A 15,075-nucleotide genomic window follows, 5' to 3' on the forward strand; every position below is an offset into this window, starting at 1 on the left:
ACATTGGAATTTCGCCTTGGAATGGATAGCTTCATGGTATCTGCCCATGGCGACATGTTCGATGTATCCGCCTGCCGGGCTGGATCGGAATTTCGGTGCAAGGGCGGCGTGCAACCATGTCGGAAACCAAAAACCATATCCCAATGGACAGCGACGGTGATCCGCCCGGCCTCGAGACAACACTGTCGGTGAACAGAAATGCGTTTTTGGGGTTTCTCGTCAAACGGCTGGGAAACCGGGCCGATGCTGAGGACGTTCTGCAGGAGTTTTGCATCCGCGTTCTGGCACGTAAGGATCAGCTGCGCGAGGCGGACCGCATGGATGCCTGGCTTTACGCGGTGTTGCGTTCGGCGCTGAATGATCACTATCGCAAGTCGGGACGGTCGAGGCGTCTGACAGAGGCTGTCGCACTGGAAGTTCAGTCTGCGGTTGTCGCGGATGACCCGGTCGAAGACATGGACGTGATCTGCAACTGCGTCAAAGGGCTGGTCACTGAACTGCGTTCCGGTGACGCCGAACTGATCCGCCGAATTGACATTGACGACGAGGATCGCGGCATTGTGGCAGCGGACCTCGGGCTTAAGTCCGGCACACTGAATGTGCGTCTCCACCGCGCCCGCGCCGCCTTGGGTGACGCGTTGATGGCCCACTGCGGCCCTTGTTGCCGTCATGGCTTTGACGATTGCTCCTGTCCGCCGGTCGGCTGCGAGCATCCTGTTGAAGAGACCGATTGTAAGGACGAAAACACCCCGTCTTGAGGCGGTTTTGTAATGCTGCGCTTCAAACGGCGTCTTCATAAAGAAGACGCTCGGGAGGATCGTATGACCACGGAACCGACAGATGCGCAGGCAGTCGCAGACTTGATTTCGGATGTGTTTTGCGAGTGTCGAAGCATTGTTGAGGCCGATGTTGGAAGGCTGTCGGGCGAGTTGTTTCTCAAGGTAGATGTCGAAGGGCGGAGCCTTCGGTCTGCGGCAGACGCGGTCGGGCTCAGCACAGGTGACGCCAAAACAGCTCTTTTTTTGTTCCGCCGCCAGATAGCCAGTGCTTTGGTATCGTCAGTCCTCACAGTATCGGCGTCGGACGAAGATCAAACGCGCGGGGAAGGGAGGCGAAGTGTGGGCCACTGAGTGGTCGGGTTACGGACCGCACCCCGATGTGTGTAACGAAAGGACAGAGCCGGCGTCTACACTTATGAACCGCGCAATCAGCGTTCATCAGCAAGGAAGACAGACATGTTCGGACCTCTCATTCTGGTTGGTATCCTCGTTTCGGTTTTGCTCGCCAGCAGAATAGTCGAAGCACATCGTGACGGCATTGTTGTCGAAGAAGCGCTCGTGGCCATCCCTGTAAAAAGCCCTCAAGACAGGAACCGACGCTAGGCGCAAGGCAGGGAAGGCCGCCCCGCAGACCACATGACGCCACAGTGACCAAACCAACCAACACAGTCTAAGCCCGCAAGACGAAGCGCAATAATCAATGACCGACCAGACAGCCCGCCCATTCACGCGCCGGTACCATGGCAGCGTCCCGGAAGCCCTGACGTTCAGCCTACGACGACCCCTTGGACAGGCCGGTAAGAAATACAGAGAATCGCCGTTGTGATTCCGTAGAGCGCGCCATTTACTTGTCGGATTTAGGCAAACAGTTCAGGACATTCACGGGCGCACTTATTTGTCAGGATGATGTAGACCAGATGCAGCGTCGCAAGTCCTGCCAGCAGGCAGAAGAAAGAGATGTAGGCATATTGCAGGAAAGCGATATCGACCACGATCACCGCCACCAGCGTCAAGGCGAAATGGCGCACATGTTTGTAGTGCGACAGGGCCGGCGGCAGGGTGATGAGGGTCACGTAGATCGTGTTGGTCAACCACCGCGGCATCATGAAATCGAGCCACATGGATTTTTCATAGGCCAGCGACTGGTTGTTGATCTCTACCACAACCATGTCGCTGTTGAGCCCGTGCGGGATGTATAGCAGCAGGCCGAAGGCCAGTCCGATCAGCGCCATGAGGCGGAACAATCGCTTGCGCGGACTGTCGTCCGGCTCCAGCACATAAACCGAGAAGGGAACCCATATCGGCCACATGAACCACGTGAAGAAGATGAACCCCATTGCCCCCCACAAGACCGCCAGGGGATCATTTCCGTTCATGCCAACCCACACGAAACCCTCAGTGAATTGCTGAAGACCTGCGAAAAGCGGCATCAATGCAAGCGGGAGATAGCGTTTGTTGCGCTGGAAGGCCACGATTGAAATGGCGGCCCCACCCCCGACAAGGAAAACGCTTGCAGCAAAACTGACTTGGGCCGACAGGCACATGGCATTCTCCTTTTCAGGCCTACTCTCTGTTTCCAAACGTAAGCGACTTCTACAGCCTTGAAAAGAATGCAAATCCTCAGCCGCAGGATTGGTCCGGCTCCCCCCAAAAACAGGAGGCGGAAGGCCTGCTCCGCGTCGCCGCGGCAGTCACGCGGGCGCAGAGGCTAAAGCGGCACGATTGAACGCCGGGTCTCCGGCTGGTCCATCTCGTACGGCGGTGCCGGCTCGACGCTCTTTTCCGAGCTGGGCCGGCTGGCGGGCAGGACGCTGATCGCGCTGGCCGGGCTGACCGCGGTGCTGATCGGGCTGGGCTACAAGGCGGCGCTGGTGCCGTTCCAGTTTTGGGCACCCGACGCCTATGACGGCGCGCCGGTGTCCGTGGCCGCCTATCTGTCGGTAATTACCAAGGTCGCGGCAATCTTCGCCTTCGCGCAGATCTTGCGCGACCTACCGGTCGGTACCAGCTGGCCGATGGTGGTCGCGCTAATCGCCGCCATGACGATGACGTGCGGCTACCTGGCGGCGCTGGTGCAAAGCAACGAGGTGCGCCTGCTGGCCTATTCGTCGATGGCGCAGGCGGGTTATTTCATGATGGGGATCGTGGATCTGGGGCCAGGCTTGCTGGCGCTGCCCTCGGTGATCGTGTTCAGCGCGGCCTATGTGGCGATGAATCTCGGCGCCTTCGCGGTGATCATGGTCGCCGGACGCAGCCTTGACGACTTCCGGGGCTTCGGCCGCGCGCGCCCTGTGATCGGCGTAGCGATGGTGGTGTTCCTGCTGTCAATGACGGGCATTCCGCCGCTTTTCTGCTTTTTCGGCAAGGTGCTGCTCTTCGGTACGGCGATCGAGCCGGGCTATCTGTGGCTGGCGGTGATCGGCATTCTCAACAGCGTGCTGGCGCTGGCGGCCTACCTGCGCATCGTGGTGCCGATGTGTCAGCCGCGAGAGTCCGGACAGGACAGCGCCGCCCCGGCGCCGCCGCTGATGATCGTGTTGGGCGCGACCGCGCCGATCACGCTGCTCATGGGGTAGCTTGCAGGGATGTTTCCTGGGTGACTGCAACTGAGCGCAATCGCACGTCGGGGGCAACTCGCCGATCAGGGGGCGAGCAGCATGCTGATGTCGTTATATGCGCGGCGGGTCGCCACGGCGCCTGCCGCAATACAATGACGCTTTTGCCGGAATTCCAGTGTGCCGATGGTCTGGCTGAAAGCGGGTCGGATCACAAAATCCGCTTGCTCAAAACGCAGTCGCGCATGTTCATACTGGCAGACCTCGATGGATCGCATCATCGCCTGCAAGCCGTTTTTCGGGCCAGTCGCGTTTTCGCGCTGGCTGGGATCCACAGCGATCACGACTTCCGCGCCGGTGGCCCTGGCGACGTCCACCGGCGCGATATCGGAATAGGCTCCGTCCATCAGTACATACGGATCATCGACAAGGGGCGGCAGTATTCCGGCCAGCGCCGCGCTTGAATAGACATAATCAGTGGCATCTCCCTTGCCGAATACCACGCGTTGGCCAGACAGCATGTCGGTTGCACAGACAAAAGCCGGGATGCGGCCGTCCTGCAGGTTCTTGCCCTTGGTCAGGCCGGACAGGACACTGCGGCCCCAGGTCTCGGTGCGCGCGCCTGATCCCCAGCCAAAATACATGTCCCGCGCGGCAAGCAAAGCAAGCCGCATTCCCCTGATCCTTGCAGCCATTCCAGGCACGCGAAAGTCCGGTGTTGCCGGAAACCCGCTGGTATCCATGCCCACGAGTGCGTCGTACCATTTGTCATTAAGAGCATACGTAGCACCGACAACCGCGCCCATCGACACGCCCACGACGGCGCTTGGGATGTAGCCCCTGGCGATCAAAGCTCTGAGTACGCCAGCATGCGAGAGGCCCCTTGCCCCGCCGCCCCTTAGCACGAGGGCAAAGCACTTGTGGGTTGCAGTGCTCGCTTTGGTCATGCTGCTCAATTCCAACTCCGCAATTTGGCTTTTCGTCAATTGGTTGGTCCCAGGCTGCCCGACCCTGCGCCAGTGCGCGCCATACGGAAATACTGACGCGAGTGTACGTAAAGCGTTACCGTCTCATGGGTGACACCAGCGGCAGTGCCTGCGAAGATTTTCGCCGGACACTGTAACGTCCGATGCCTGGCAACGTCTATTCCCCTGACGGACCTTCGCGACCGCAAGGATTAATCGACAGGAGCCAGCATTGAAAACCTTGACCCTTGAGGTCCGCGGATTGTTCGAGGAACTCGATCATCTCGCGGTCGAACGTCATGTATCCGCCCTCGACGGCGTTCACCGGGCGGAAGCGAACCCTGCGTCTGCCAGTGTGACAGTGCAGTACGACGAAACGGTGGTGAACGAGGAGGCGCTGCGCAAGGCGATCGACGCCTGCGGCTTTCACTGCGCCGGAGAGCGTATGCCGAACCATATCTGCCAGATGGACCACACCGGCCATGAAGACCACGCGGCGCATGGCGCGACAGGGCCCGTTGCCAAGGACGCGATGGCCCATGAGATGGGTCACGGCGGCGGCATGGAGATGGCCGACATGGTCCGCGACATGCGCAACCGGTTCTGGGTGGCGCTGCTCTTTACCATCCCGATCTTCATCTACTCGCCGATGGGCGGCATGTTCACGCCCCCGGCGCCGCCTTTCGGCCTGAGGCTGGACCTTTGGCTGTTCTTCCTCGGCAGCGCGGGCATCGTCTGGCCCAGTTGGCCGTTTTTCGTAGCCGCCTGGCGGGCGCTGAAGAACGGCATCCTTAACATGGCCGTGCTGGTCGTGTTGTCGGTCGGCACCGGATACGTCTTCAGTGTTGGCTCGACCTTCTTCTTTCCCGGCGTGCAGTTCTACGAGGCGGTCGCGGTACTGCTGGTCTTCATCCTGCTGGGCCACTGGCTGGAAATGCGAGCGCGCGCCGGTGCCTCTGCGGCGATCCGAGCGTTGCTCGATCTCGCGCCGCCGATGGCCACGGTGATCCGCGACGGGCAGGAGATCGAGGTGCCGACCTCCGAGGTACTTCAGGGTGAAACGGTGGTGATCCGCCCCGGCAACAAGATCCCGGTGGATGGCGAGGTGCTCGAGGGCGCGTCCCTGGTGGACGAGTCGATGCTGACCGGCGAGTCGATGCCCGTGAACAAGAGCGTGGGCGATACCGTCATCGGCGCCACAATCAACAAAAGCGGCACCTTCCGCTACCGCGCCACAAAGGTTGGCGCCGACACCGCGCTGGCGCAGATCGTCAAGCTGGTGCAGGAGGCGCAGAATTCCAAGGCACCGGCACAGCTTCTGGCCGACCGTGCGTCGCAATGGCTGGTCCTCATTGCCATCGTGATCGGGCTGGCCACCTTCGCGGTCTGGTTCTGGTGGATCGGATCGCCGCTGCTGTTCGCGCTGACACTGACGATCACCGTTTTCGTCATCGCCTGCCCGGATGCGCTTGGGCTGGCCACGCCGATGGCTGTCATGGTGGGCACGGGGTTGGGGGCGCAGCACGGCATCTTGTTCAAGAATGCCGGGGCGCTTGAGGATGCGACCAAGCTCGACGTGATCGTCTTCGACAAAACCGGCACGCTGACGATGGGCGAGCCGCGCGTTGTGGAACTCGTCGCGGCCGACGGGGGTAACGAGGATGATGCGTTGCGCGCCGCGGCCTCTGTCGATCGCGGATCGGAGCACCCCCTGGCGCTGGCCATCGTCCAGCGCGCCGAAGGGCTCGATGTGCCGCAGATGGCCGGGTTCGAGAACCTTGAAGGCCGCGGCGCACGCGCCGAGATCGCGGGCGAGCCGGTGCTGGTCGGCAACCGTCGGCTGATGGACGAGCAAGGCATCGACCTTGGCGCGCTCGATGCCCAAGCCGAGCGCCTGAAGGGCGAGGGCCGCACCGTGGTGCATGTGGCGAAGGGCGGGCGGATGCTCGGGCTGATCGCCATCGCCGATGCACCGCGCCCAAGCGCCATGGCCGCCGTGGCCAAGCTGCGCGAGCGCGGGGTCGAGGTCGCGATGCTGACCGGCGACAACGAAGGCACCGCGCGGCGGATCGCGGGCGAGCTTGGCATCGACATGGTGCTTGCAGACGTGCTGCCGGGGCAGAAGGCCGAGAAGGTCAAGGAGCTTCAGGCCCAGGGCAAGAAAGTGGGCATGGTCGGTGACGGCGTCAACGACGCGCCCGCGCTGACCCAGGCCGATGTCGGCTTTGCCATCGGCGCGGGCACGGATGTGGCGATGGAAAGCGCCGATGTCGTGCTGATGAAAAGCGATCCCTACGATGTTGTGGGCGCGATCGAACTATCTCGCGCCACCTTGCGCAAGATGCACCAGAACCTGTTCTGGGCGGTGGCCTACAACGTGATCGCCTTCCCCGCTGCAGCGGGCGTGTTCTACCCGCTGATCATCAGCCCTGCCGTCGCCGCGATTGCCATGTCGGGCAGCTCGGCGCTGGTTGCCGTCAATGCGCTGCTGCTCAAGCGGACGCGGCTGGAAGGGATCAGCGAAGGCAAAGGCAGCGCAGGTGCTCGGCGGGACCCGGCGAATTCCGAAACCGTCCGGGCCTCGGGTTCCGCACCTCAAACACACCAAACACATTGAAAGAAGGGGAGGCCACGATGACCGATACATCTATAGACAAAAAGCCCGATGAGGGCGGATTGGCAGCACGATTTCCCACGGCCTATTCCATCCTTTTTCTGCTGATCATCGCCGTTGCGGCCCTGACCTGGATCATCCCTGCCGGGCAGTACGACCGCGCGATGAATGAAGAGGTCGGGCGCGAGATCGCGGTGCCAGGCACCTATCAGACGGTCGAAGCCAATCCGCAGGGGTTTGTCGATGTCATGCTGGCACCTGTCGCGGGGTTCTATGACCCCGACAGCTATTCCGCCAATGCCATTGACGTGGCGCTGTTCGTGCTGCTTCTCGGTGGTTTTCTGGGAGTGGTGAACGCTACAAAATCCATCGACACCGGGATCCAGACCGCGATGGGTCGCCTCAAGGGACGCGAGATATGGATGATCCCAATCCTCATGTCGCTTTTCGCATTGGGCGGAACGACCTACGGCATGGCCGAAGAAACCCTCGCCTTCTACGCGCTGCTGATCCCTGTGGTCATTGCCGCAGGCTACGATTCAATAACCGGCGTGGCAATCATTCTGATCGGCGCGGGCATCGGCACATTGGGATCGACGATCAACCCATTCGCCACCGTCATCGCCTCGAATGCGGCGGGCATTCCATTTACCGAAGGTATGGGGCTGCGTCTGATCATCCTGATCGGCGGTCTGGCGATCTGCACCGCCTATGTCATGCGTTACGCCTCAAGAATCAAGGCGGCCCCGGCGCGATCCGTCGTTGCGGCGCAACGCGAAAGCGACAGGCGGTTTTTCCTTAAGGAGACGGATGCAGAATTCAGCGAGCCGAAGCTGACCGGCACCCAGAAGCTGGTTCTGGTTCTTTTCTTCGCGACCTTCGCCGTGATGATCTGGGGCGTGTCGAGCCAGGGATGGTGGATGGCCCGAATGGGGGCGCTTTTCTTCGGCATGGCTATCGTCGTCGGACTTGTCGCGCGGATGGGCGAGAAAAAGCTGACATCGGCCTTTGTCGATGGCGCCAAGGATCTGCTGGGCGTGGCGCTCGTGATCGGGCTGGCGCGCGGCATCGTGGTGATCATGGAACAAGGTCTGATCGCCGATACGATCCTGAACAGTGCCGCCGAGACCCTCGGCGGCCTGCCGGAAATCGCGTTCATCAACCTGATGCTCTGGATCGAGATCGGGATGAGCTTTCTTGTGCCGTCCTCGTCCGGCCTGGCGGTTCTGTCGATGCCGATCCTCGCCCCGTTGGGGGATTTTGCGGGCGTCGGTCGGGACCTTGTCGTGACGGCCTATCAGTCCGCAAGCGGGCTGGTGAACCTGATCACGCCGACATCCGCAGTGGTGATCGGCGGTCTGGCGATCGGACGCGTGTCGTTCGACCGGTGGGTCGTCTTCGTGTGGCCATTGCTGCTGATCCTCGTCGTTTTCATCTCGGCCAGCATCAGCTTGGCCGCGATTCTTTGACCAGATACATTGGAGTAATCACAGATGTCTGAACCGAAACTGGGCGTCCATTCGGAAACCGGGCAATTGCGGCAGGTGATCGTGTCGCCGCCCGGACTTGCCCACCGCCGCCTGACCCCCGAAAACTGCGCCGATCTGCTGTTCGATGATGTGTTCTGGGTCAAGCAAGCGATCAAGGACCATGCTGCCTTTGCCGACATCATGCGCGGTGAAGGGATCGAGGTCCTGGATGCCATGGCGCTGCTCGCCGAGACGCTCGACACTTCCGAGGCGCGCAGCTGGGTGCTTGACCATCGCATCACCCGCAACGAAGTCGGCGTCGGCATGCGCGACGATCTGCGCGGCTGGATGGAGGAGTTGTCCGGCGCTGATCTGGCCCGGTTTCTCGTTGGTGGGATCACCGTCGACGATTTGCCTTTCACCCCGTCTGGCATGTTCGGCAGCTATCTCGGCCTCAACGGCTTTGTTTTGCCACCGCTGCCCAATTTCATCTTCACGCGGGACAATTCCGCCTCGGTCTATGGCGGCGTCTCTCTGAACCCGATGTACTGGCCAGCACGGCGACCCGAAACGCTGTTGATGGCGGCTGTCTATCGGTTCCACCCCAAGTTCGCAGATGCGCGTGTCTGGTTCGGCGATCCGACGCGCGATTTTGGCGCCGCTACGTTGGAAGGCGGCGACATCATGCCCATCGGCCATGGCGTCGTGATGGTCGGTATGGGGGAACGCTCGTCTCCGCAGGCTGTGGGTCAGTTGGCCGAGGCGTTATTTCAGGGGGGGGATGTGACGCGCGTCATCGCCTGCCAGATGCCCCGGTCGCGGGCGGCAATGCATCTGGACACGGTGTTCACCCATTGCGGCAACGATGTCGTGACCACGTTCAAGGAAGTGGCTGACGCGATCACCTGCTATGATCTGCGTCCCGCCACAGGCAGTACCGCGCTTGATATCCGGCGCGATGCCCGACACCTGTTCGAGATCACCGCCGAGATATTGGGTTTCAAGAAGCTGCATCTTGTTCCGACGGGCGGCAGCGATCTGGCCGAGCAATCGCGCGAACAATGGAACGATGGCAACAACGTGCTGGCGCTGCGGCCCGGTGTTGTAATCGGCTATGACCGCAACGACGACACCAACGCAGCATTGAAGGACGCCGGGATCGAAGTTCTAGCCATCCCCGGCGCCGAACTGGGCCGGGGCAGGGGTGGAAGCCACTGCATGAGCTGCCCGACCATTCGCGACGCAATCTGACAAAAGGAAGACCCATGTCGTACAATCTGCGAAACCGCCACTTTCTTGCGCTGCGCGACTTCAGCCCGCGGGAAATCGGCTTTCTGCTGAAACTCTCGGCCGACCTCAAGGCAGCGAAATACGGCGGTTACGAGGTGCCGCGCCTGACCGGCAAGGAAATTGCGCTGATCTTTGAGAAGGACAGCACCCGCACGCGCGTGGGTTTCGAGGTGGCCGCCAACGATCAGGGCGCCCATGTCACCTATCTGGGGCCGTCGGGGTCGCATCTGGGCAAGAAGGAGACCGTCAAGGACACCGCCCGCGTGCTGGGCCGGGTCTATGACGCGATCGAATATCGCGGTTTTGGTCATCCCATCGTCGAGACACTCGCACAATATGCCGGGGTACCTGTCTATAATGGCCTGACGGACGAATTTCACCCAACTCAGATTCTCGCCGATTTTCTCACCATGTCAGAGCATTCCGACAAACCGCTGGGTCAGGTCGCTTATGCGTTTCTAGGGGATGCGGGCAACAACATGGGCGACAGCCTGCTGATCGGCGGCGCCAAGATGGGTATGGATGTCCGTCTGTGCGGGCCAAAGGCCTGTTGGCCCGATCCAGCCATTCAGGACGAAGCGCACCGGATCGCCGAGACCACCGGCGCGCGCATCACCATCACCGAAGAGGTGGGCGAGGCGGTGAAAGGGGCCGATTTCATCTACACCGATGTCTGGCTGTCGATGGGTGAATCCAAGGACAAATGGGAAGAACGTATCCGCCAACTTCTGCCCTATCAGGTCAACTCGGACGTGATGGCGCAGACCGGCAATCCGCAGACCAAGTTCATGCACTGCCTGCCCGCCTTCCACAACGCCGAGACTGAGGTCGGTGCCGACATCGCAAAACATTTCGACATCACGGCGATGGAAGTGACCGAAGAGGTGTTCGAAAGCCCGGCCTCCATAGTCTTTGATCAGGCCGAGAACCGGCTACACACCATCAAGGCGATCCTTGTCGCCACATTGGCTAACTAGCCGTGCTGGTGGTCGCAGCGCTTGGCGGGAACGCCCTGCTGCAGCGGGGTCAACCCCTGACGGCAGACAATCAACGCGCCAACGTCCGGACTGCGTCCGCTGCGCTGGCAAATATCGTGCGCGCCGGGCACACACTGGTCGTGACCCACGGCAACGGTCCGCAGGTCGGGCTGCTGGCGCTTCAGGGGGCGGTGTACAAACCCGACGAGGCATTTCCTCTCGACGTGCTGGGTGCGGAAACCGTCGGCATGATCGGCTACATGATCGAGCAGGAACTGGAGAATGCGCTGGATCATGCGCTTCCGGTCGCCACGCTTCTGACGCAGGTTGTGGTCCACGCGGACGACCCCGCGTTTCAGGCGCCCAGCAAGTTCATCGGCCCGGTCTATTCCCGCGACGAGGCCGAAACACGCGCCACCGCCGCCGGTTGGAGCATCGCGCAGGACGGGGACAAATGGCGGCGCGTCGTGCCTTCGCCAAAGCCGCAGGACATTCCGGATCTGCGTGTGCTGCGCCTGCTGCTGGATCAGGGTGTGATCGTGATCTGCACCGGAGGCGGGGGCATTCCCGTGCTGCGCCTGCCCGACGGCAGCATGACCGGGATCGAGGCCGTGATCGACAAGGATGCCGCCAGCGCGCTGCTTGCGCAACGGCTCGGGGCGGATGCGCTGCTTCTGCTCACTGACGTGGATGCGGCCTACCGGGATTTCGGAACGGATGATGCGGCGCCCATCCGACATCTCACCCCGCCAGAGGCGCGGGCGCTCGACCTGGCGGCGGGCTCTATGGGCCCCAAGATGGCGGCAGCGGCCGATTTCGCGGAGGCAGGAGGCCTCGCTGGTATCGGTCAGCTTGAGGATGCGCTGGCGCTTCTGGATGGAACGGCCGGGACGCAGGTTCGTTCGTCACCCCCAAAATCATCAAAAGGAGATTCTCGATGAAACGTCTCGCCGACAAAGTCGCCCTGATCACCGGGGGCGCAGCTGGTATCGGTCTGGAAACCGCGCGGCTCTTTCTCAGCGAAGGTGCCAAGGTCGCGCTTGTCGACCTCAGGGAAAGTGATCTGTCGGATACCGCGAGGGATCTTGGAAATTCGGGCGATGTGCTGACAATCGCGGCCGACGTATCGTCGGTCGAGGATTGCGAACGATATGTCGCGCAGACCGTCGAGAAATTCGGACGCATCGACGTGTTCTTCAACAACGCCGGGATCGAGGGCAAGGTCGCGCCACTGATCGATCAGAAGATCAAGGATTTCGACCGCGTGATGGCAGTCAACGTGCGCGGCGCATTCCTTGGATTGCAGCATGTCTTGCCGGTGATGATCGGACGGAAATCGGGAAGCGTTATCAACATGTCGTCCATTGCGGGTCTCAAAGGCAGCCCAAACGTCGCGCCCTATATCACGTCGAAACATGCCGTAGTCGGCCTGACGCGCGCGGCTGCGATCGAGGCGGCGGGCCACAACGTGCGGGTCAATTCCGTGCATCCATCGCCGGTCAACACCCGGATGATGCGGTCGCTGGAGGAAGGCTTCAATCCCGGTCGCGGCGATGAAGTAAAGCAGCAGCTTTCCGATACGATCCCGCTGGGTCGCTATGGCGAAAGCCTCGATATCGCCAACCTCGTCCTCTTCCTCGCCTCCGACGATTCCGCGTTCATCACCGGAGCGCAATATCCCGTCGACGGGGGCATGGCGGCGGGCTGATCAGTCACGCCAATTCAGTCCTCAGTGCCTCTTGCTAACGCGTCGGTGTGTTGGCCGCAAACGCACCGACACCCAGCGCCGCATTCGTGCGCGCAATCGATGCGGCTCCGTCTGGCTCAGCTTGGGTTAGGGCACGGATCGCGTCGATGGTCTCGGGGATCACGATAGCCTGGTTGTCGACCATATAGGCATAGAACAACTCGTCGCCCTCTACCCTGAGCATGTCCTCCCACAGGGCCACCTCGTAGAGGCTGTCGTTGGGGCGCCCGAGATCGGCCATCATCTCCTTGACTGCGTTGATTGCACCCAGCCCGTCCGACATCCGGATCAGAGCAATGCGGGACGACGCGCAGAATGCGTCCAGCACCTCATCCTTTGATGCCTTGCGCGGCATCCTCACGGACCAGTAGTGCAAATGCGCAAGGGTCTGGGGCACCTTGACGGCCATCGTGATCACGTCAAGGTCGGGATCGACGCTTTGCGCATCGGGGCCTTGGTGGCTAGGGATTTCGGGTTCGGGAACGAGCGTGTTCATGATCCCGCCCAGATGGCTTTCCCATGGATCAGTGGCGCGCCGAAGCAGCGTTCCGCGCGCCGAGCCAAGCAGGCCGGACCGTTTGAGTGCGCTCAGCGTGCGGACGATCGAGGTCGTGTTGCAGGACACGACACGGGTGCTGTCGCGCCCGAGCGCCGTTTCATAATTCGCTTCGGCGACAAAGGAATGGCCCGTTACGCTGTGTTTTTCGCCGCCGTGAACGATGAAACGGATGCCTTTGTCGCGGTATGTTTCCACATTCTGAGCGGCGATCTTTTTCGGCGTGCAATCGATCACGATGTCGGCGGCGGCCAACAGATCGTCCAAGCCGCCGGCGAGGTTCAGGCCGGCCTTTTGTATCGCGGATTCCCGTTCCGGGTCTGCAGCGTAGAGGGCAAAGCCCTTGGTTGCCGGCATCCGGGCGCGCCAGTCGGCCACGACATCCGCCACGCCGATCAGGTCCATGTCGGCCTGCACGGCCACCGCGTCGGCTACGCGCTTGCCGATCACACCGTATCCGTTCACGGCGACCTTGATTTGCCCTTTGCCTGTCATCTTGCTCTCCCTATTTGTTTGCCGAGTGCCCTGATGTGGCAGTGGTGATCTGCCTCAGCGTCCGCGATGTAATTCCGCGTCAACGGAACGGTGTCGCGGCGTTTGGCCAACTGGAGCTGGAACACCATCAACCGGCCATGCCGGAATGCCATTTCGCAGACAGCCAGATAGAATTCCCAAATGCGGCAGAACCGTTCGTCGTAAAGCCTCCGCGCGGTCCCGCGCTCGGCTGCGAAGCGTTCGGACCAGTGCCGCAGGGTCTCTGCATAATGCAGGCGCAGGACCTCGACATCGGTGACCCAAAGCCCAGAACGTTCCGCCGCCGAGATCGTTTCGGACAGTGACGGAAGATAGCCACCGGGGAAAATGTATTTCCTGATCCACGCATCGCTGCCACCTTTGGGTGCCATCGTACCGATCGCATGTACAAGCGCGACTCCATCCGGCTTGAGAACCCTTCGGATCGTGCTGAAATAGTCATCAAATCCACTGCGGCCCACATGCTCGAACATGCCCACCGAAACGACACGGTCATACTGGCCTTTCTCTTGCCGGTAGTCGCGGAGTTTAAAGGCGACCTGTTCGGACAGGCCGGACTGCGTTGCGCTGGCGCGGGCGGCCACGATCTGTTCGGTAGACAGGCTCAGACCGGTCACGCGGGCCTGATGCTGTTGGGCAAGCTCCAGCGCCAAGCCCCCCCAGCCCGAGCCGATATCGAGAACGTCAAGGCCGGGCCGCAGCAGCAGCTTTGCAGCGATGTGTCGTTTCTTGAGGGCTTGCGCCTCGTCCAAAGTTTCATTGCCTGTGGCGAAGTAGGCGCATGAATACTGTCGGTCCGCGTCAAGAAAGAGGTCGTAGAGTTCGGTCGAGAGATCATAGTGGTGCGCCACGTTGCAGCGGGCCCGGTTGATCGGGTTGTGATGCAACCTGCGGCTCAAAAAAGCGTCCAGCCCTTGCCTGATCCGTTTCCCGGGCAAAGCGTCGACGGCGTCGAGGTCAGCCATGCAAATCGAAAGAAGGTCGCGCAGGCTGCCGGTATCGATGCGGAGCGTTCCATCCATATAGGCCTCGCCAAGCGCCAGACTGGGGTTTGCAAGAAGTTGCGCAGGCAGCGCCTTGTCGGTCAATCGGACTGAAACGGCAGGGCCGTCACCGCCACCGAAACGCCAAGTCCCACAACAGGGGTCGATAACAGTCAGGTGACCGTTCCGAACCAGACGGCTGAGCAATTTGGCAAGTAACCACATCGCGGCCCTTCCGGGTCCAAGGCGTGGAAGCTGCCTCGCGCCGTCATGCAATTCAAACTGCTCATCAGGTGAGATTTCGCTGTTGGACATGATCGGTGCCTCCGCGTTTGTCTGAGTTTGGAAGGGGCATCGAACGACCCCGGCTCTCAAAAAGACGACCGGCGCTAGTGTTTGTTACAGCGCGCAGCCATATTGCGTCGGCACCTGAAAGCAGGAAAGCGCCGATTGGGCGTATCGGTCCAAGCGCTTTCGGTACACATTTGCCCGATTGCAGCCTATTGTTCGCCGAAGGACATGAGCCCACGACTTATCAAACGCGATCGTGATCATCTTTCGATTGCGGCTTCGGTCTCAGGCACGCGTGTAAGGCAGCAGCATTAA

General features: G+C 61.2%; 12 protein-coding genes. 8 read left to right on the plus strand and 4 right to left on the minus strand.

The annotated features are described in order from the left end of the window. Positions 1 to 116: 116 nt before the first annotated feature. Entirely contained in the window at positions 117 to 758 is a 642-nt protein-coding gene (locus tag Q5Y72_RS18530) for an RNA polymerase sigma factor (protein WP_240477028.1), read from the plus strand. Between the two features lie 878 nt (positions 759 to 1,636). Here Q5Y72_RS18530 and Q5Y72_RS18535 read toward each other — a convergent pair. Further along, positions 1,637 to 2,323, minus strand: a complete 687-nt coding sequence (locus Q5Y72_RS18535; protein WP_305964897.1) for a DUF6629 family protein — start codon at positions 2,321 to 2,323, stop codon at positions 1,637 to 1,639. A gap of 204 nt (positions 2,324 to 2,527) precedes the next feature. On the opposite strand from Q5Y72_RS18535, the gene Q5Y72_RS18540 reads away from it, so the two are divergent. Beyond that, a complete protein-coding gene (locus tag Q5Y72_RS18540; protein WP_305964903.1) occupies positions 2,528 to 3,355 on the plus strand; it encodes an NADH-quinone oxidoreductase subunit N in 828 nt (275 codons plus the stop codon). A 65-nt stretch (positions 3,356 to 3,420) separates the two neighbouring features. On the opposite strand, the gene Q5Y72_RS18545 is transcribed toward Q5Y72_RS18540, so the two are convergent. Next, complete coding sequence (locus tag Q5Y72_RS18545) at positions 3,421 to 4,281, minus strand: patatin-like phospholipase family protein (RefSeq protein WP_305964898.1); 861 nt, start codon at positions 4,279 to 4,281, stop codon at positions 3,421 to 3,423. A 280-nt stretch (positions 4,282 to 4,561) separates the two neighbouring features. Between Q5Y72_RS18545 and Q5Y72_RS18550 the strand changes: the two genes are divergently transcribed. Genes Q5Y72_RS18550 through Q5Y72_RS18575 form a run of 6 tightly spaced genes read left to right on the plus strand, consistent with a single transcriptional unit; the run spans position 4,562 to position 12,357 of the window. After that, on the plus strand, positions 4,562 to 6,916 hold the full coding sequence (locus Q5Y72_RS18550; RefSeq protein WP_305964904.1) for a heavy metal translocating P-type ATPase: 2,355 nt from the start codon (positions 4,562 to 4,564) through the stop codon (positions 6,914 to 6,916). A gap of 17 nt (positions 6,917 to 6,933) precedes the next feature. Next, the gene (locus Q5Y72_RS18555; protein ID WP_305964899.1) at positions 6,934 to 8,382 is read left to right on the plus strand and encodes a YfcC family protein; all 1,449 of its coding nucleotides are present in this window, start codon (positions 6,934 to 6,936) and stop codon (positions 8,380 to 8,382) included. Positions 8,383 to 8,406: 24 nt separating this feature from the next. Then, complete coding sequence (locus tag Q5Y72_RS18560; RefSeq protein WP_305964900.1) at positions 8,407 to 9,633, plus strand: arginine deiminase; 1,227 nt, start codon at positions 8,407 to 8,409, stop codon at positions 9,631 to 9,633. A 14-nt stretch (positions 9,634 to 9,647) separates the two neighbouring features. Then, entirely contained in the window at positions 9,648 to 10,649 is a 1,002-nt protein-coding gene (gene argF / locus Q5Y72_RS18565) for an ornithine carbamoyltransferase (RefSeq protein WP_305964901.1), read from the plus strand. A gap of 2 nt (positions 10,650 to 10,651) precedes the next feature. Next, positions 10,652 to 11,590, plus strand: coding sequence for a carbamate kinase (gene arcC / locus Q5Y72_RS18570; protein ID WP_051487981.1), 939 nt, complete (start codon positions 10,652 to 10,654; stop codon positions 11,588 to 11,590). Next, positions 11,587 to 12,357, plus strand: a complete 771-nt coding sequence (locus Q5Y72_RS18575) for an SDR family NAD(P)-dependent oxidoreductase (RefSeq protein ID WP_043847441.1) — start codon at positions 11,587 to 11,589, stop codon at positions 12,355 to 12,357. The genes arcC and Q5Y72_RS18575 overlap by 4 nt, the downstream gene beginning before the upstream one ends. Before the next feature lie 34 nt (positions 12,358 to 12,391). On the opposite strand, the gene Q5Y72_RS18580 is transcribed toward Q5Y72_RS18575, so the two are convergent. After that, the gene (locus Q5Y72_RS18580) at positions 12,392 to 13,447 is read right to left on the minus strand and encodes a type II glyceraldehyde-3-phosphate dehydrogenase (RefSeq protein ID WP_149789476.1); all 1,056 of its coding nucleotides are present in this window, start codon (positions 13,445 to 13,447) and stop codon (positions 12,392 to 12,394) included. After that, on the minus strand, positions 13,444 to 14,784 hold the full coding sequence (locus Q5Y72_RS18585) for an SAM-dependent methyltransferase (protein WP_305964902.1): 1,341 nt from the start codon (positions 14,782 to 14,784) through the stop codon (positions 13,444 to 13,446). The genes Q5Y72_RS18580 and Q5Y72_RS18585 overlap by 4 nt, the downstream gene beginning before the upstream one ends. Between the last annotated feature and the right edge of the window lie 291 nt (positions 14,785 to 15,075).

The organism is Paracoccus spongiarum (assembly GCF_030732095.1).
GTDB classification, from domain to species: Bacteria; Pseudomonadota; Alphaproteobacteria; order Rhodobacterales; family Rhodobacteraceae; genus Paracoccus; species Paracoccus spongiarum.